Origin of the sequence: Rugamonas sp. DEMB1, assembly GCF_029834475.1 — a bacterium.
GTDB classification, from domain to species: Bacteria; Pseudomonadota; Gammaproteobacteria; order Burkholderiales; family Burkholderiaceae_D; genus Rugamonas; species Rugamonas rubra.
Genome location: NZ_CP122407.1, coordinates 3,653,842 through 3,670,513 on the forward strand (window position 1 = coordinate 3,653,842; position 16,672 = coordinate 3,670,513).

Genomic DNA, 16,672 nt, shown 5'->3' on the forward strand with positions numbered 1-16,672 from the left:
TTCATGGCGGACAGCCGCGCGAATCGCCCGGCGCCACGGTCGGATCGCATTTGCTCGCCATGCCGGCCAGGGTCACCACCAGCGCCACCGTCGGCACCTCGCCGGCCAATTGGCTGCTCGGCTCCAGCTGCAGCCGGGTCAGCCGCTGGGCGAAGGTGGTGTCGACCCAGCCCAGTTCGGTGTAGTAGATCTCCGAGCTGCCCTGCGGGGTCAGGGTGGGCACCAGGGTGTCCGCCTGCGGCAGCGCGTCGGCGCCGCGCAACACCGACTTGTAGCCGGCCGCGCCCTGTGGATCGTTGGGCGCCGGCGTGTCGGGCGTCGACCAGACGCCGCTGACCTGGCTGCACGGCGTGCCCGGCACCGGGAAGCACAGGTCGATCTGCCAGTCCATCTGGCCGTTGACGAGATTCGGCGACAGCACGATGCGGCTGCGCGCGTTGTGCGCCACCGCCTCGCGCCGGGCGCGGGCGAAGCCGTCGACATAGAACTCGCTGGCCGAGCGGGCCTTGCTGGCCAGCACCCACTTGCTCATGTTCGGCACGCCCAGCGCCAGCATGAAGGCGAACACCACCAGGGCGATCATCAGCTCGACCATGGTGAAACCGCCCTGCCCGGCGCCGGCCTCGGCCCAGCCGCCGGCGCGCTCTAGTTGGAACATGATCCACCCTTGTGGTCGACCCAGCAACTGGTGCTGGTGCCCCAGCCGGCCGGGCTGGCGGTGGTGGCGTGGCCGCCGTTCTGGTCGATGGTGTAGGCGAAGCCGGCCATGCGGCCGATGCCGGTGCCGGTCACCGTGTAGGCCGAGGCCGAGGCGCCGGACAGGGCGTAGGTGAAGTTGGCGCTGTTGGCCGGGAAGGTGACGGCGCCGTCGAAGCCGACGTAGCTGCGCGAGTTGGACCAGAACTGCTCGGCCGCCGGCTGCGCCGCGCCGAGCGCGGTGAACACCTCGCTGAGGCGGCCGCGCGTCACATAGTCGCTGTAGGCCGGCAGCGCCACCGCCATCAGCACGCCGACGATGGCCACCGAGATCATCACCTCGATCAGCGTAAAGCCTTGTTGCAGGCGTTTCATGGCGCTTCCTCCTGTGGCGGCGGCGCCGGGGGCGGGATGCCGCCGCGTTGCTCGCTGTCATGATAGTAGCCCCCCAAGCTTGCATTTCCCTGAGGAAATCCTGACGGAATGCTGACAGCCGCGCGGCGCGCCGGTTCGACCTTGCCGCGCGGCGGCGGGCGGCGGCGGCGGCGGGCGGCAACGGCGCGCCACCGGGACGGCCGTCCTGCTAATCTTGCGTTGTCGTACAGCCAGCCCGGCGGCGGCCCGCCCCGCCCTTCTCTCCCCCGCGACGTTGGAGGTCACCATGTCCAAGATCACCCCCTGCCTGTGGTTCGACGAGCAGGCCGAAGAAGCAGTCGAGTTTTACACCGGCATTTTCCCCAACTCCAAGGTGTTGGCCGTGTCGCGCTACGGCGAGGCCGGCCAGGAGGTCCACCGCAAGCAGCCCGGCTCGGTGATGACCATCGCCTTCGAACTCGACGGCCAACGCTTCACCGCCCTCAACGGCGGTCCGGTCTTCCGCTTCAACGAGGCCGTTTCCTTCCTGGTCGACTGCGCCGACCAGCGCGAGGTCGACTACTACTGGGAACAGCTGGGCGCGGGCGGCGACCAGGCGGCCCAGCAGTGCGGCTGGCTCAAGGACAAATACGGCGCCTCCTGGCAGGTGGTGCCCAAGGTCTTGATCGAGATGCTGGGCGACGGCGAGTCCGAGCGCGGCCAGCGGGTGATGGGCGCCATGATGGCCATGAGAAAGCTCGACATCGCCCAGCTGCGCCGCGCCTACGACGGCCCGCTCTAGCCCCGGCATCGGCTTGAAGTTCAGGCAAGATCATCGAGCATGTTCCCGGATCACTCCGCGCCGCCGGCGCGGCAGTGACTTTCATAGCGCTACCATGTTGTTTTACATCAATTAATTGCTACACAACCAACTTATTTATTGACCCCACGTTAAGCTCCCGCGATACTACTTGCCCTTGACGCAACGATCCACAAGATCGGGGCGGTGCCCGCGCGCGCCCGGCGTCTTCGCGACATGACTTCACCGGAGAAAAACACATGAATTTGGCCAACCTGAAAATCACCATGCGGCTCGGTCTGCTGGGAGGCTTTTTCTGCCTCGCCCTGCTGCTGGTCGGCCTCAACGGCTGGCGCGCGCTGAGCCAGGCCAACGGCCGCAGCGAGACGGGCATGCAACAGGCCGCCACGCTGACCGACGCCATCGACACGGCGCGCAGCGCCCAGGTCGAGTTCAAGGACCAGATCCAGGCGTGGAAGAACATCCTGGTGCGCGGCGGCAAGGCCGACGAGTACGAGAAGTATCTGAAGGAGTTCAAGCGGGCGGCCGACAAGACCCACGCCGAGCTGCTGCGCGTCAACGCGCTGCTGGCCAAGCTGAGCCTGGCCACGCCGCTGGTCGACGACGCCATCAAGATGCACGAGCAGCTGGCCGGCGTGTTCCTGCCCGCGCTGCAGCTGTACGACGCCGCCGATCCGGCCAGCGTGCAGCTGGTCGACGCCGAGGTGCGCGGCAGGGACCGCCCCACCGCCGCCAAGATCGACGAGACGGTGCGCTACATGGAAGAGCAGACCCGGCTGTTGATGGCCGCGCTGTCGGCGCAGAACCAGGCGGCGCACACCTCGGCCACGGTGCAGCTGCTGGTCGAGCTGCTGTTGACCGTGCTGCTGGGCGGCGCCATCGTGCTGTGGCTGGCGCGCGGCATCATCGGCCCGCTCAACGAGGCGGTGGCGATCGCCCAGGTGGTCGCCGACGGCGACCTGAGCAAGGACATCGCGGTGAATCGCAAGGACGAGATCGGCACCCTGCTGGCCGCCCTCAAGCACATGCACGACAGTTTGGCCGGCATCGTCGGCCAGGTGCGCGGCGGCACCGACGCGATCGCCCTGGCCTCGGCCGAGATCGCCCAGGGCAACCAGGACCTGTCGGCCCGCACCGAGGCCCAGGCCAGCGCGCTCGAGGAGACCGCCTCGTCGATGGAGCAGCTCACCGCCGCCGTGCGCCAGACCAGCGAGAACGCCAGCCAGGCCAGCGTGCTGGCCGGCGGCGCCTCGGCCGTGGCGCTGCGCGGCGGCGCCGACGTGGCCGAGGTGATCGCCACGATGGACTCGATCAACGAGGCCTCGAAGAAGATCGTCGACATCATCGCCGTGATCGACGGCATCGCCTTCCAAACCAACATCCTGGCGCTGAACGCCGCCGTCGAGGCGGCCCGCGCCGGCGAACAGGGACGCGGCTTCGCCGTCGTCGCCAGCGAGGTGCGCAACCTGGCGCAGCGCTCGGCGGCGGCGGCCAAGGAGATCAAGGAGCTGATCTCGCATTCGGTCGAGCGGGTCGAGGCCGGCGGCAAGCTGGTGGCGCGCGCCGGCGCGACGATGGACGAGGTGGTCAGCAGCGTGCAGCGGGTCACCGGCATCATCGGCGAGATCGCCGTCGCCAGCGGCGAGCAGAACGCCGGCATCTCCCAGGTCAACCAGGCCATCGCCGAGATGGACAACGCCACCCAGCAGAACGCCGCCCTGGTCGAACAGGCGGCCGCCGCCGCCGCCTCGATGCAGCAACAGGCCGCCGTGCTGCACGATTCGGTCAGCGTGTTCAAGATCCACGCCAACCACGCCGCGCCGGCCGGCGCCGCGCCGCGTGGCCACACGCAAGCCGCCGCAACGCGCCCGGCAAGCCGGCTGGCGGCGCCACGCCGCGCGCCGGCGAGCAGCGCCGGCGACGATTGGGAAACCTTCTAAATCGTTTCGCCTGGTTTGGCCACACTCGGCCACGCCGAACCTCGCCGAACCTCGCCGGGCCATGCCGAGCCGGCGCCGCCGCCTCGGCGGCTCAGGCCGGGAAGCGCACCGAGAACAAGGCGCCCCGGCCGCCGTGGCCGCTGTCGATGGCGATGCTGGCGCCGTGCGCCTGCGCGATGTCGCGCACGATGGCCAAGCCCAGGCCGCTGCCGCTGCTCTTCTCGTCGAGCCGCAGGAAGCGGCTGAACACCAGCTCGCGCTGGTCGGGCGCGATGCCGGGGCCGGAATCCTCCACCAACAGCACGCCGCCGGCGCCGTCCGGGCGGCAGCCCACCGTCACCGTGCCGTGCGGCGGCGTGTAGCGGATGGCGTTGTCGATCAGGTTGTCGACCAGGTCGCGCAACAAAAAACGGTCGCCGCGCACCTGCGTCGGCAGCAGCTCGAAGCCCAGGTCGATGTGTTTCAACGCGGCCTGGTCGACGAAATGCTGGATCGCCTCCTCCACCAGAGACTCCAACGCCAGCGGCTCGAGCCGCGTCTTGGCGAAGCGGCTCGGCTCGGCGCGCGCCAGCGCCAGCAGCTGCTTGGTCTGGCGTATCATGCGCTCGGTCGACGACAGCATCAGGCGGATCGACTGGGCCGTGTCCGGCTCGTCGTGGCGCTGCGCCAGCCACTCCAACTGGGTGCGCAAACCGGCCAGCGGCGTGCGCAGCTGGTGCGCCACGTTGGCCAGGAAGTCGTGCTGCGCCTGGGCGCCGGCGCCGACCTTGTCGAGCAGGCCGTTGAGGGCGGCCACCACCGGTTCCAACTCGTGCGGCACGGCGGCCTGGGTTATCGGCGCCAGGTCGTCGCCGCCGCGCGCGTTCAAGTCGGCGCCCATGCGTTTCAGCGGCAGCAGGCCGTTGGTGACGGAGAACCAAACCAGGCCGACCGAGGCCAGCGTCAGCAAGGCCTCCAACAACACCAGCGCGCGCACGATGGCCTGGCGCACCTGCAGCCGCTTGCGCAGCGTCTTGGCCACGCCGATGCCGGCGCCGGCGCCGTCGCGCTCCACGCGCTGCACCAGCAGGCGCACCGGTTCGCCGCGCATCATGCCGTCGTAGGCCTGCGCCGCGCGCGCCGGCGCGCCTGCAGGTCCGGCGGCTGGTGCCGTGGTGGTGGCGGCGGCGGCGGCGGCGGGTGTGGCGCCGGCCGGTGCGCTGGCGGCGAATGGCGGGAAGTCGGCGTCGCCGGCGATCACGCCGCCGCTGCCGTCGCGCACGACGAAGTAGACGGCGTCGGCGGCGTCGTTGCGCAGCACCTGCTCGGCCTGGCGCGGCAAGTCGATCTGCCAACCGGCGCCCTGCCGGCCCAGCCGCGCCGCCAACGCGCCGGCGGCGTCGGCCAGGCTTTCGTCGAAGGCCAGCTGGGCCGGCATCCAGGCCAACAGATAGGTCAGCGCGCCGCCGGCCAGGTTGATCAGCAGGATGGGCCCGATCAGGCGTTTGAGCAGGCGCAGCCGGATGCTAGGCATGGTCGGCGTTTTGTTCGAGCATGTAGCCGAAGCCGCGTATGGTGCGGATGCTGACGCCGGCGTCGGCGATCTTCAGGCGCACCCGCGAAATGTAGACTTCGACGGCGTTGAGCGTCAGGTCGTCGCCCCAGGGCAGGATGGCGTCGATGATCTGCTGCTTGGAGACCACCCGCGCGGCGTGTTGCAGCAGGTACTCCAGCACCGCCCACTCGCGCGCCGACAGTTCGATGACACGCTCGCCGACCCGGGCCCGTTTGGCCGCGGTGTCCAGCGTCAATGCGCCCAGCGCCAGCAAGCTGGGCTTGGGGCCGTGGCGGCGTGCCAGCGCGCGTATCCGCGCCACCAGCTCGGCCGTGGCGAAGGGTTTGACCAGGTAGTCGTCGGCGCCCAGTTCGGCCCGCACGCGGTCCTCGATGGCGTCGCGCGCCGTCAGCAGCAGGATGGGGATGGCGCTGGCGCGCGCGCGCAGGCGGCGCACCACCTCGAAGCCGTCGATGCCGGGCAGGCCGATGTCGAGCACCAGCACCTCGGCGGCGGCGCCGCGCTGCAACAGGGCGTCGGCCTGGCTGCCGTTGCCGACCACCTCGACCAGCATGCCGTGGCCGCCCAGCACGCGGGCCAGGCCGTCGGCCAGCACGGCGTCGTCCTCCACCACCAGTACATGCATGCTCGATTCCCTTGCTAACAGGCCGGGCCACGCCAGGCCGGGCCGCGTCAACCCGGGCCAAGTAAGGCCGGGCCGCGTACGACTGGGCCGCGCGCGGCCACGGCGGCCCCGCAGCGCTCCATTATGCGGCAGGTCGCGCCGCGTCCAATAGCCGCGCGCCAGGGTCAAGTATTGCACCGTAGAAAATCCAAGGCAAGCGGAAACGGGCGGCGCGCAGTGGCGATCATCATGCAAGTAGGACTAGGCTTACAAAACACCCTGTTGAGAGCCTACATGAGTGCGACTACTCGTCTTATGTTCGCCAGCGACATAGATCGTTAAAGTGACAACAACACGACACGCTAAGTGAGGCGAGAACAGAAGCCCACCCGAACCCTGCGTCCGGTCCGCGTCGTCACCCCGTATTCAAAGTCTGTGAGGAATAAAATGAACAATACTCAACTGAGCGCCAAAACCAAGCAGTCGCTGTCGAAGACCATGCCTGTTGGTTCCCGCGAATACAAAGTTGCGTCCCGGCCGGTTGTCAGCTACAGCGGCGCCCAGCAGAACGAATTGCTGGCGGCCCTGCCGCGCGCAGCGCTGGAGTCCTTGTTCGAACACCTGGAACTGGTCGCCCTGCCCTTCGGCAAGGAGCTGTTCGAGTTCGGCGACAAGCTGGAGAACGTCTACTTCCCCACCACCGCCATCGTCTCGCTGCTGTACGTGATGGAGGACGGCGCCACCACCGAGATCGCCGTGGTCGGCCACGAGGGTGTGGTCGGCGTGTCGCTGTTCGCCGGCGAGCGCGCCATGTGCAGCGCCGTGGTGCAGAGCGCCGGCTACGGCTACCGCCTGAAGGCCCAGCATCTGCGCGACGCCTTCAACCAGGGCGGCGCCCTGCCCCAGTTGCTGATGCGCTACAACACGGCGCTGTTCGCCCAGATGGCGCAGAACGCCGTCGGCGGCCGCCACAGCTCGATCGAACAAAAACTGTGCCGCTGGCTGCTCGACCGCCTCGACCGCTCGCCGTCGAACGAGCTGAAGGTGACCCAGGAGATGATCTCCATCATGCTCGGCGTGCGCCGCGAAAGCATCACCGCCGCCGCCGGCAAACTGCAGGACGACGGCCTGATCACCTACCGTCGCGGCAACATCACGGTGTTGGACCGCCAAGGTCTGGAGCTGTATGCGGGAGAGTGCTACAAGGTGGCGAAGACGGAATATGACCGTCTGCTAGTGGATGTGGCACGCTGTTAAGATCCTGGCGCGGTCCGTCCACCACGGTGACCAGCGGGCCGCGCAAGGGAATATGCACCTCGATGCAAGTGCCGGTTTCGTTGCGGCCACGGCGTATCGTCATGCTGCCGCCCAGCAGCAAGGCGCGCTCGCGCATGCCCAGCAGGCCGTGCGACATCGGCTTGACGATGGTGTTGGAGGCGATGCCGACGCCGTCGTCGATCACCCGCAGCACCAGCCCCTCGGCGCTGCGGCACAGGCTGACGGTGACCTTGCTAGCCTTGGCGTATTTGCGGATGTTGGTCAGCGATTCCTGGACGATGCGGAACAGCGCGATCGACAGGTCGCCCGAGCGGCCCGCCTCGTTTTCGACTTCGGCGGCGATGTCGGTGTCGCAACGCACCTCGGCCAGCCGGCTGAACTCGTCGCAATAGCTTTCGATGGCGGCGCACAGGCCGAGGTTGTCGAGCAGGCTGGGGCGCAGGTTCTCGACGATGCGCCGCTTCATCTCCACCGTTTCGACCAGCGTGGCGCGGGCGCGCTTGAGTTGCACCGCCAGCTCGGGCTCGATCTTCTGCAGGCGCTGGGTGACGGCGGCGATGTCCATGCTGATCGAGGTCAAATTGGCGCCCATTTCGTCGTGCAGTTCGCGCGACAGGCGCACCTTCTCCTCCTCGCTGATGCTGATCAAATGGCGCGACAGCACCGATAACTGCTCGGTGCGCTGCGCCACGGTCGACTCCAGGTTCTCGTTGGCGCTTTGCAGCGCGTGCTCGACCGCCGCGCGGTTCTGGAAACTGCGCCGCACCAGCTGGTAGAACATGATCAACACCATGATGGCGATGGCGTTGATGCCCATGCCCAACATCACGGCTTTTTGATACTCGTAATAGAAGGCGGCGCTGCGCGCGGCCAGGGTTTCGTTCTGCTCCTGCACCATGATCACCACCAGCAGGCGGATCTCGTCCATGCTGGAGCGGCCGTCGCTGAGCGTGGCGATCTTGACGATCTCGCTCAGGCCGCCCTCGCGGTAGACGTCCAGCCCCTGCCCCATGATCGTCAGCTTGCGCCGCACCAGGGTGTGCAGCTGGGCCAGGTTCTTCAGTTGCGACGGGCTGTCGGCCAGCAGGCGTTCGAGTTCCTTGAACTCGGCCTCGGTGGCGGCGACGGCCGTCCTGGTCGGCCCCAGATAGGAATCCTTGCCGGAGATGAAGTAGCCGCGCATGCTGCTTTCGGCGTCGAGCACCAGCACGTTCAGGTATTGCAGGCGGTCGGCCACGCGCGAGCTTTGGCTCAGCAGGAAGTTGGCGCCCTTCAGCGATTGCAGATTGTGGAACAGACTGAGGCCGTTGACGATCAGGATCAAGGCGCAGGTGATACACAAGACGGTCTTGTACAGGGGGAGACGGTGCTGGGGCGCCTGTTCGACGGTGAAATACATCCGGAATACATCCTTGGCTAGAGTGGGCGGCCTGCTGAGAGAGGCCGCGCCGGCCAATTATAGACCGTAAGACAAACTGCTGCGCCGCAGCAGCCCTACCGTGCGCGCCCCGCCATGCGTTTTTGGGGGGGCTTGCCCCGGCAACAACCTTCTCGCTTGGCGGCGGACTTGTCCCAGCAGAATTCGACGACATGGCGGAACCCGAGGCCATTTTTGGCTTGACGCTCTTCGAGATAGCTTGCTGGCTTTTTTTCGCATCAGCCTCGAGTGCCGCCAGGCCCGCCGAATCCAAGGCCGTGAGATCGGCACTGGCATTTTCGCGCACGACGCCACCGTGCCGAAGCTCAATATACTGTTTAAACTCCTCGCGCGACACTGGCACCGTATTTTTTAGCAGGACTTGCAAAAGATTTCTTTTCACAATTCAATCTCCTTCGCCAACATGTATTGCTTGAGCACTCGCCAACTAGCCGAGGCGTCGGCGAGTCTGAAAGACAAGTCGACCGATTCTCCACATTGAAACCATTCTTGCCTCCCCTCAAAACTCAACATCAGATCGCTGACAAGCACGCATCCTTGGAATTTCTCGGCCAAGCGGGGCCGTACCTGCTCAGGAATTTTCCCGTCAAACCCCATCGTGGCCCACACATAGTAGCCGCGCATCGGATCGTCCGCCAGTTGCGCGGATGCATGATTCCCCACAGCGGAGACCTCCACGCTGACAATTGGAAGCCCGCTTGCCAGCCTCTTGGCGGCGAATATTTCCTTGATGACGCAACGGGGCCCTATACCCCGCTGCGAGAACTCGCTCTTTAGAACTAACCCAGCGTTCAGTAAATAGAACTCATACTCGCCGCTTTGATTTTGAACCAAATACCGGAACATGTCTTCCGCGAAGATCGGGTTGGCGACACGAAACTCAATTCCCTTGCCGCCAGTCGAGAGCAACACCGTGCTGTTCTTCGGTGCACCGGTCAACTCAACGACTTCACGACGCGTCAAGAATCCCACCTGGTACTCAGGTGCGATGTGAACCGTCACGGTCTCAGCATCGAACCACTCGCGATAGACTTTATCCAAGTCGCTACCCTCCCGAGCACGCAGTTTCCCATCGCTCGTGCCGAAATGGAATAAGCTACTTAGGGAGGCGTTCGCTTAGACTATAACCCGTTACGCTGGGTCGACCGGCGCGGGTCCGGCGCGACACTGTCGCGCCGGCTTGCTAAAGATCAGAGGATATACACGTCTCATGGCCACGCCGGACGCGGGCTCAGATGCTGGCGCCGAGCCTTGGACAAGAAAATCTAGTCGAGCAGGTTGTTCTTCATGGCGTAATAGGTCAGGTCGCTGTTCGACTGCAGGCCCATCTTCTCCATCACGCGGGTGCGGTAGGTGCTGACCGTCTTGATGCTCAGCGACAGGGCGACGCCGATGTCGGACACGGTGGCGCCGCGCGCCAGGCGCAGGAAGACCTGGAACTCGCGGTCCGACAGCTCGGTGTGCAGCGCCGTGTTGGGGTCGCGGTCGAAGCTCTGCGCCAGCAACTCGCCCACCGTCGAGCTGACGTAGCGGCGGCCCTGGTAGATGGTGCGCACGGCGGTGATCAGCTCGTCGGCCTCGCACTCCTTGTTCAGGTAGCCGTTGGCGCCCATCTTGAACAGGTTCAAGGCGTACTGCTGGGCCGGATAGCCGGACAGGATCAGCACCGGCAGGTCCGGCTGGCCCTGGCGGATGGTGCGCAGGGTGTCGATGCCGCTCTGGTCGGGCATGGCGATGTCGAGCAGCAGCACGTCGCAGATCTCGCGACGGGCGATGTCGAGCGCCTCCCGCCCCGTGCCGGCCTCGGCCACCACGTCGAAGTCGCCCTCGGCGGAGAAGATCTGTTTGAATCCGGCTCGGACTATCTGGTGGTCGTCACATATAGCAACGCGTATCATCGTTTTCCCTCGTATTTTCCTGGCATGGGAAAGCAGACCGGGACTTCACGCCGTCCTGCATCAGCGTATGCATTTTTGAATAACAAATTATCAACATTCGTATTATAACAGCGGATATTTCTCAATCCACCCGCCCCGACGGACGAAAAAAAAGGCGCCCAGCGCGCCTTCCATGGCACCGCCGCCGCTACTTGAGCAGGCTGAGTATCGCCAGCAGTTCGCTGCGGATCAGCTCGCGGTCGAGCGGCGGCAAGGCCGGCTCGGCCTGCAGTGCCGCGCCGTCCGCGCCAGCCGCCCCATCATACTCCGCTTGCGCCGGATCGTACGCACGACTGTCGAGTTTATTCCGCGCCCCGCTGATGGTGAAACCCTGCTCGTACAGCAGCTCGCGGATGCGGCGGATCAGCAGCACCTCGTGGTGCTGGTAGTAGCGCCGGTTGCCGCGCCGCTTGACCGGCTTGAGCTGGGTGAACTCCTGCTCCCAGTAACGCAGCACATGCGGCTTCACGCCGCACAACTCGCTCACCTCCCCGATCGTGAAATAGCGCTTGGCCGGTATCGGCGGCAGTACGACGAGTTCGGTTTTACCGATGCGATCATTCATCACGGGTCATGTCCCAGTCAGGCTCAGGCTGCGCGTGCCAGCGGATTGGTCTCTTCGACCATGCCCTTCAACTTCTGGCTGGCGTGGAAGGTCACCACGCGGCGCGCCGTGATGGGGATCTCCTCGCCGGTTTTGGGGTTGCGGCCGGGCCGCTGCGGCTTGTCGCGCAGCTGGAAGTTGCCGAAGCCGGACAGCTTGACCGCCTCGCCGCGCTCGAGCGCGTTGCGGATCTCGTCGAAGAAGGTCTCGACCATGTCCTTCGCCTCGCGCTTGTTCAAGCCGACCTGTTCGAACAACAGCTCGGCCAGCTCGGCCTTGGTGAGCGTCGGCAAATCTTTTTCCGCTTCCTGGCGTACCTTGGCCACCAACATGGCGCGATGCAAATCGGCGGCCAGGGCGGATTGGAGTACGGCGGAATCAACGTCGTTGTTATTAATTTTCCTGCCCTGCCTTCTCTAAGAACGAGCGAGTCCGGCCGCGCCGGACTCCCGTGTGTTGCCTAAGTTGCCCCCTGCGAACGCCGGGGCGTTGCTCAGGAGCGCAGTTTGGCGCCGTCGATCTGCTTGGTCGCGTCGGCCAAAGCGGCCATCACGAGGTCGACGACATCGTCCTGCAAGGTGTTTTGAGTATCTTGCAAGCTAAAGCGGAAAGCAAGTGATTTCTCGTCCGCCTCCAAGCCTTTGCCCCGATATTCATCAAACAAAACAATGGCTTGCACAATCTTGCCTTGCGGATTCGATTGCACTGCGGCATGGAACACGTCCAGCAAGGCCTGCGCCGGCACGCTCTGCTTGAGCACCACCGCCATGTCGCGGGTGGCGCCGGGGAACTTGGAGATCTCCTCGTATTTTGGCACGATTCGTTGCTGCGTGGCAATGGCATCGACCTCGAACACGACCGGCGCCAGCGGCAGGTCGTATTTCTGCTGCCAGCGCGGGTGCAGCTCGCCGATGAAGCCGATGGCCTTGCCGTCGAGCTCGACGCTGGCCGAGCGGCCCGGGTGCAGCGCCGGGTGCGCGGTCTTGACGAAGCGCAGCTGGCGCGGCGCGAACAGCGCCTCCAGGTCGGCCTTCAGGTCGAAGAAGTCGACGTTGCGCGCGGCCTGGCCCCATTGCTCGTCGGCCACGCCGCCGTAGGCCATCGCGGCGACGCGCTTGGGCTGGTGGTAGCCGGCCACGCTCAGCGGGCCGTCCGGCACGCTCGCGTCGCGCTGGTAGATGGCGCCGATCTCGAACACGCGGACGCGGTTGGTCTTGCGGTTCAGGTTGTAGCGCACATTGGCCAGCAGGCTGCCGACCAGGGTCGAACGCATCACGCCCATCTGGCTGGCGATCGGGTTCTGCAGCTTGATCGGGCTGGCGTTGTCGGCGAAGTCCTGTTCCCAGGCGGCCTCGACGAAGCTCATGTTGACCACTTCCTGGAAGCCCAGGTCGGCCAGCTGGTGGCGCACGGCGAACAGCGAACGGGTGTTTTCCGGCGCGATGATCATGCTGTTGGCGGCCACCGGGGCCACCGTCGGGATGTTCTCGAAGCCGTAGACGCGGGCCACCTCCTCGATCAGGTCTTCCTCGATCTCGATGTCGAAGCGGTAGCTCGGCGCGGTCACCGAGAACACGCCGTCCTCCAGCGTGAACGGCAGCGCCAGGCGGGTGAAGATGTCGGCGATGACGGCGTCGCTCAGCACCACGCCGATGACCTTTTGGGCGCGCGCGGTGCGCAGCTTGACCGGCGCGCGCTGCGGCAGGTTGACGACGTGGTCGTCGACCGGGCCGACCTGGGTCTGCGGCGTGCCGCAGATCTCGATGATCAGCGCGGTGATGCGTTCGATGTGCTCGACCGTGGTGGCGTAGTCGACGCCGCGCTCGAAGCGGTGCGCCGCGTCGGTCGAGAAGTTGAAACGGCGGGCGCGGCCCTGGATGGCGCTGGGCCACCAGAACGCGGCTTCCAGGTAGATGCTGTCGGTATCGAGCGAGACGGCGGTGGAATCGCCACCCATGATGCCGGCCAGCGACTCGATTTCCTTGTCGTCGGAGATCACGCCGACCCAGTCGTCGACGGCGACGGTGTTGCCGTTCAGCAGCTTCAGCGATTCGCCGGCCTTGCCCCAACGTACGTTCAGGCCGCCGTGGATCTTCGCCAGGTCGAACACGTGGCTGGGACGGCCCAGCTCGAGCATGACGTAGTTGGAGATGTCGACCAGGGCCGACAGCGGACGCTGGCCGCTGCGCTCGAGGCGCTGCTTCATCCAGTCCGGCGTGGCCGCGCGGGCGTTCAGGTTGCGGATGACGCGGCCGGAGAAGCGGCCGCACAGGTCGGGCGCCGACACCTTGACCGGCAGCACCTCGGCGCTGTTGACGGCCACGGTGCGGTACTGCGGCTGCTGCAGCGGGGTGCCGGTCAGCGCCGACACTTCGCGCGCCACGCCCAGCACGGACAGGCAGTCGGCCTTGTTCGGCGTCAGCTTGATGGTGAATTTGAGGTCGTTGAGGGCGTAGTAGTCGCGGAAGTTCTGGCCGACGGGGGCGTCGTCCGGCAGTTCCAGCAGGCCGGCGTTCTCTTCCGACAGCTTGAGCTCGCGCGCCGAGCACAGCATGCCCTGCGACTCGACGCCGCGCAGCTGGCCGACCTTGATCTCGAACGGCTTGCCGTCGGCGCCGGGCGGCAGGATGGCGCCGGCCATGGCGCAGACCACCCTCAGGCCCGGGCGCACGTTGGGCGCGCCGCAGACGATGTTGAGCAGGGTGCCGGTGCCGACGTCGACCTGGCACACGTTCAGGCGGTCGGCGTTGGGATGCTTGTTCATCTCGCGCACCAGGCCGACGACGACGTTGGAAAATGGCGGCGCGACCGCTTCGACCTCTTCGACCTCGAGGCCGGACATCGTCAGCAGGTGGGCCAGCTCGTCCGAAGTCATCTTCGGATCGACCATGGTACGGAGCCAGTTTTCGGAAAATTGCATAATCAAGCCTTCAAAGATTGTCCAAGGCGGGAGCGCGTGGCGCTCGACCGCGATTGTAGAAACGGGGTAAACCGTTTTTTAGTTGAACTGCTTCAGGAAGCGCAGGTCGCCCTCGTAGAACAGGCGCAGGTCGCTGATGCCGTAGCGCAGCATGGTCAGCCGCTCGAGGCCGGAGCCGAAGGCGAAACCGATGAAGCGCTCGGGGTCGAGGCCGAAGTTGCGCACCACGTTAGGGTGCACCTGGCCGGAGCCGGACACTTCCAGCCAGCGCCCCTTGAGCGGACCGGAGCCGAAGGCGATGTCGATCTCGGCCGACGGTTCGGTGAACGGGAAGTAGGACGGGCGGAAGCGCACCTGCAGGTCGTCGGTCTCGAAGAAGGCCTTGACGAAGTTCAGGTAGACGCCCTTCAGGTCGGCGAAGCTGATGTCCTCGGCGATCCACAGGCCCTCGACCTGGTGGAACATCGGCGAGTGGGTGGCGTCGCTGTCGACGCGGTAGGTGCGGCCGGGCGCGATCACCTTGATCGGCGGCGTGTGGCTGCGCGCGTAGCGCACCTGCATCGGGCTGGTGTGGGTGCGCAGCAGCAGCGGCTTGCCTTCGCTGTCGTTGCCCTCGATGTAGAAGGTGTCCTGCATCGAACGGGCGGGATGGTTTTCCGGGCTGTTGAGCGCCGTGAAGTTGGTCCAGTCGTTCTCGATTTCGGGGCCGTCGGCCACGTCGAAACCGATCGAGCGGAAGATCTCTTCGACCCGCTCCCAGGTGCGCATCACCGGGTGCAGTCCGCCGCCGGCGCGGCCGCGGCCTGGCAGCGAGACGTCGATCGCCTCGGCGTTCAAACGGGTTTGCATCTGGGCGTCGGCCAGCGCGTCGCGCCGGGCCGTCAACGCCGCTTCGATCCGCCCTTTGGCGGCATTGATCAGGGCGCCCTGCGCCTTGCGCTGTTCCGGGTCGAGCTTGCCCAGACCCTTCATCAATTCGGTGATCTGGCCGGTCTTGCCCAGGTATTTGGCTTTGGCGTTTTCCAGTGCGGCGGCGTCATCTTGCGCGGCCATGAAGTCCTGCACTGCGGAGGCGACGAGTTGTTCCAGGGAGTCCATGCGTTTTTGTTTTCCTCAATCAAAAACGGGGCACAGGTATACACCTCTGCCCCGTTCTTTTAGTCACCACCCGAAGGCGGCGCTGACAAAATCAATGCTTACGCAGCGATTTTTGCTTTCACAGCGTTGACAATCGCAGCGAACGCTGGCTTGTCCATCACTGCCATATCGGCCAGGACTTTACGGTCCAGTTCGATCGAAGCTTTTTTCAGACCGTTCATGAACACGCTGTACGTCACGCCATGCTCACGGGAAGCGGCGTTGATACGAGCGATCCACAGGCGGCGGAAGACGCGCTTCTTGTTACGACGGTCGCGGTAAGCGTATTGGCCAGCGCGCATGACTGCTTGCTTGGCAACACGGTATACCTTGCTGCGACGACCGCGGTAACCCTTGGCCATGTTTAAGATTTTTTTATGACGGGCACGAGCTGTAACCCCACGTTTTACTCTAGGCATAGTAACTCCTTAAATTGAGTGTGAGATTAAGCGGTTGGCATCATGCGCATGACGGATTTCACGTCAGCCGCATCAACGTTCGTGATACCGCGCAGGTGGCGCTTCGACTTGGTGGTCTTCTTGGTCAGAATGTGGCGCTTGAAAGCGTGACCACTCTTAACAGTACCACCCGGACGCACGCGAAAACGTTTTTTCGCGGAGCTTTTGGTTTTCATTTTAGGCATAGCAATCTGTCCTTTTACGGACAGCTCCATTTATAACAGGATTGCAGGTGGCAACACGACGTCGCGCTTAGATGCCTGCTTTCACATGTTTTGCAGCGGATGCGAGTCCGCCACAGTGCAACAGCCGGCCATTATAGACCAACTGCCGCAATTCTGCACTGGAAAAGCGGCGGGCGCCAAGATCGGCGCCCAGCCCGACAGTTCACAGCTGGTACGGCTTACTTTTTCTTCTTGGGAGACAGGACCATGATCATCTGGCGGCCTTCCATCTTCGGGAACTGCTCGACCTGGCCGTACGGCTCCAGGTCGGCCTTCAGACGTTCCAGCATGCGGAAACCAATATCCTGGTGCGCCATCTCACGGCCGCGGAAACGCAGCGTGATTTTGGTTTTGTCGCCTTCATCGAGGAACTTGATGAGGTTACGCAGCTTGATATTGTAGTCGCCGTCATCGGTGCCCGGACGGAATTTGACTTCCTTCACGGCGATGATCTTCTGCTTCAATTTCGCTTCGTGAGCCTTCTTCTGCTCCGAATACTTGAATTTGCCGTAGTCCATCAAACGGCAAACCGGTGGCTGCGCGGTAGGCGCGATTTCCACCAGGTCGACGTTTGCCTCTTCCGCCAGGCGGAAGGCTTCGGCCAAAGTCACGATACCGAGAGCCTCGTTATCGACCCCACTTAAACGCATTTCAGGGGCAGTGATTTCGCCATTGATGCGATGCGACTTGTCAGTAGCTATGGTGTT

General features: G+C 65.0%; 17 protein-coding genes. 3 read left to right on the plus strand and 14 right to left on the minus strand.

The window, feature by feature from the left end:
* Position 1: 1 nt before the first annotated feature.
* A complete protein-coding gene (locus tag QC826_RS16525) occupies positions 2 to 658 on the minus strand; it encodes a Tfp pilus assembly protein FimT/FimU (RefSeq protein ID WP_279761613.1) in 657 nt (218 codons plus the stop codon).
* Positions 646 to 1,071, minus strand: a complete 426-nt coding sequence (locus QC826_RS16530) for a type IV pilin protein (RefSeq protein WP_279761614.1) — start codon at positions 1,069 to 1,071, stop codon at positions 646 to 648. The genes QC826_RS16525 and QC826_RS16530 overlap by 13 nt, the downstream gene beginning before the upstream one ends.
* A gap of 286 nt (positions 1,072 to 1,357) precedes the next feature.
* Between QC826_RS16530 and QC826_RS16535 the strand changes: the two genes are divergently transcribed.
* Positions 1,358 to 1,852, plus strand: coding sequence for a VOC family protein (locus QC826_RS16535; protein ID WP_279761615.1), 495 nt, complete (start codon positions 1,358 to 1,360; stop codon positions 1,850 to 1,852).
* A gap of 257 nt (positions 1,853 to 2,109) precedes the next feature.
* On the plus strand, positions 2,110 to 3,810 hold the full coding sequence (locus QC826_RS16540; RefSeq protein ID WP_279761616.1) for a methyl-accepting chemotaxis protein: 1,701 nt from the start codon (positions 2,110 to 2,112) through the stop codon (positions 3,808 to 3,810).
* Between the two features lie 91 nt (positions 3,811 to 3,901).
* Here QC826_RS16540 and QC826_RS16545 read toward each other — a convergent pair whose 3' ends face one another.
* Complete coding sequence (locus QC826_RS16545; protein WP_279761617.1) at positions 3,902 to 5,323, minus strand: sensor histidine kinase; 1,422 nt, start codon at positions 5,321 to 5,323, stop codon at positions 3,902 to 3,904.
* Positions 5,316 to 5,990, minus strand: a complete 675-nt coding sequence (locus QC826_RS16550; RefSeq protein ID WP_279761618.1) for a response regulator transcription factor — start codon at positions 5,988 to 5,990, stop codon at positions 5,316 to 5,318. The genes QC826_RS16545 and QC826_RS16550 overlap by 8 nt, the downstream gene beginning before the upstream one ends.
* Positions 5,991 to 6,416: 426 nt before the next feature.
* Between QC826_RS16550 and QC826_RS16555 the strand changes: the two genes are divergently transcribed.
* Entirely contained in the window at positions 6,417 to 7,226 is an 810-nt protein-coding gene (locus QC826_RS16555; protein WP_279761619.1) for a Crp/Fnr family transcriptional regulator, read from the plus strand.
* Here the strand turns inward: QC826_RS16555 and QC826_RS16560 are convergent.
* From QC826_RS16560 to infC, 10 genes are all read right to left on the minus strand, one after another.
* A complete protein-coding gene (locus QC826_RS16560) occupies positions 7,123 to 8,646 on the minus strand; it encodes a CHASE3 domain-containing protein (RefSeq protein ID WP_279761620.1) in 1,524 nt (507 codons plus the stop codon). The two genes, QC826_RS16555 and QC826_RS16560, sit on opposite strands and share 104 nt — an antisense overlap.
* A gap of 417 nt (positions 8,647 to 9,063) precedes the next feature.
* On the minus strand, positions 9,064 to 9,726 hold the full coding sequence (locus QC826_RS16565) for a hypothetical protein (protein WP_279761621.1): 663 nt from the start codon (positions 9,724 to 9,726) through the stop codon (positions 9,064 to 9,066).
* Between the two features lie 224 nt (positions 9,727 to 9,950).
* Positions 9,951 to 10,583 carry a response regulator transcription factor gene (locus QC826_RS16570; protein WP_093383762.1) on the minus strand — a complete coding sequence of 211 codons (633 nt, stop codon included), beginning with the start codon at positions 10,581 to 10,583 and terminating at the stop codon, positions 9,951 to 9,953.
* Positions 10,584 to 10,770: 187 nt separating this feature from the next.
* Positions 10,771 to 11,187, minus strand: coding sequence for a MerR family transcriptional regulator (locus QC826_RS16575; protein WP_279761622.1), 417 nt, complete (start codon positions 11,185 to 11,187; stop codon positions 10,771 to 10,773).
* 23 nt (positions 11,188 to 11,210) lie between these two features.
* Positions 11,211 to 11,558 carry an integration host factor subunit alpha gene (locus QC826_RS16580; protein ID WP_017875098.1) on the minus strand — a complete coding sequence of 116 codons (348 nt, stop codon included), beginning with the start codon at positions 11,556 to 11,558 and terminating at the stop codon, positions 11,211 to 11,213.
* A gap of 161 nt (positions 11,559 to 11,719) precedes the next feature.
* Positions 11,720 to 14,146 (minus strand): phenylalanine--tRNA ligase subunit beta, encoded by a 2,427-nt coding sequence (gene pheT / locus QC826_RS16585; RefSeq protein WP_279761623.1) that lies wholly within the window; start codon positions 14,144 to 14,146, stop codon positions 11,720 to 11,722.
* 78 nt (positions 14,147 to 14,224) lie between these two features.
* Positions 14,225 to 15,244 (minus strand): phenylalanine--tRNA ligase subunit alpha, encoded by a 1,020-nt coding sequence (gene pheS / locus QC826_RS16590; RefSeq protein ID WP_279761624.1) that lies wholly within the window; start codon positions 15,242 to 15,244, stop codon positions 14,225 to 14,227.
* A gap of 98 nt (positions 15,245 to 15,342) precedes the next feature.
* On the minus strand, positions 15,343 to 15,702 hold the full coding sequence (rplT, locus tag QC826_RS16595; protein WP_093383772.1) for a 50S ribosomal protein L20: 360 nt from the start codon (positions 15,700 to 15,702) through the stop codon (positions 15,343 to 15,345).
* 26 nt (positions 15,703 to 15,728) lie between these two features.
* Positions 15,729 to 15,926: a 50S ribosomal protein L35 gene (gene rpmI / locus QC826_RS16600; protein WP_093384226.1), complete on the minus strand. Its 198-nt coding sequence runs from the start codon at positions 15,924 to 15,926 to the stop codon at positions 15,729 to 15,731.
* Positions 15,927 to 16,144: 218 nt separating this feature from the next.
* A complete protein-coding gene (gene infC / locus QC826_RS16605; protein WP_093383774.1) occupies positions 16,145 to 16,666 on the minus strand; it encodes a translation initiation factor IF-3 in 522 nt (173 codons plus the stop codon).
* Positions 16,667 to 16,672 lie beyond the last annotated feature (6 nt).

Bases quoted from the DNA above. Each gene is read 5' to 3' on its own strand.
- QC826_RS16525 (WP_279761613.1), bottom strand. From the start codon at position 658: ATGTTCCAACTAGAGCGCGCCGGCGGCTGGGCCGAGGCCGGCGCCGGG.
- QC826_RS16530 (WP_279761614.1), bottom strand. From the start codon at position 1,071: ATGAAACGCCTGCAACAAGGCTTTACGCTGATCGAGGTGATGATCTCG.
- QC826_RS16535 (WP_279761615.1), top strand. From the start codon at position 1,358: ATGTCCAAGATCACCCCCTGCCTGTGGTTCGACGAGCAGGCCGAAGAA.
- QC826_RS16540 (WP_279761616.1), top strand. From the start codon at position 2,110: ATGAATTTGGCCAACCTGAAAATCACCATGCGGCTCGGTCTGCTGGGA.
- QC826_RS16545 (WP_279761617.1), bottom strand. From the start codon at position 5,323: ATGCCTAGCATCCGGCTGCGCCTGCTCAAACGCCTGATCGGGCCCATC.
- QC826_RS16550 (WP_279761618.1), bottom strand. From the start codon at position 5,990: ATGCATGTACTGGTGGTGGAGGACGACGCCGTGCTGGCCGACGGCCTG.
- QC826_RS16555 (WP_279761619.1), top strand. From the start codon at position 6,417: ATGAACAATACTCAACTGAGCGCCAAAACCAAGCAGTCGCTGTCGAAG.
- QC826_RS16560 (WP_279761620.1), bottom strand. From the start codon at position 8,646: ATGTATTTCACCGTCGAACAGGCGCCCCAGCACCGTCTCCCCCTGTAC.
- QC826_RS16570 (WP_093383762.1), bottom strand. From the start codon at position 10,583: ATGATACGCGTTGCTATATGTGACGACCACCAGATAGTCCGAGCCGGA.
- QC826_RS16575 (WP_279761622.1), bottom strand. From the start codon at position 11,187: ATGAATGATCGCATCGGTAAAACCGAACTCGTCGTACTGCCGCCGATA.
- QC826_RS16580 (WP_017875098.1), bottom strand. From the start codon at position 11,558: ATGTTGGTGGCCAAGGTACGCCAGGAAGCGGAAAAAGATTTGCCGACG.
- pheT (WP_279761623.1), bottom strand. From the start codon at position 14,146: ATGCAATTTTCCGAAAACTGGCTCCGTACCATGGTCGATCCGAAGATG.
- pheS (WP_279761624.1), bottom strand. From the start codon at position 15,244: ATGGACTCCCTGGAACAACTCGTCGCCTCCGCAGTGCAGGACTTCATG.
- rplT (WP_093383772.1), bottom strand. From the start codon at position 15,702: ATGCCTAGAGTAAAACGTGGGGTTACAGCTCGTGCCCGTCATAAAAAA.
- rpmI (WP_093384226.1), bottom strand. From the start codon at position 15,926: ATGCCTAAAATGAAAACCAAAAGCTCCGCGAAAAAACGTTTTCGCGTG.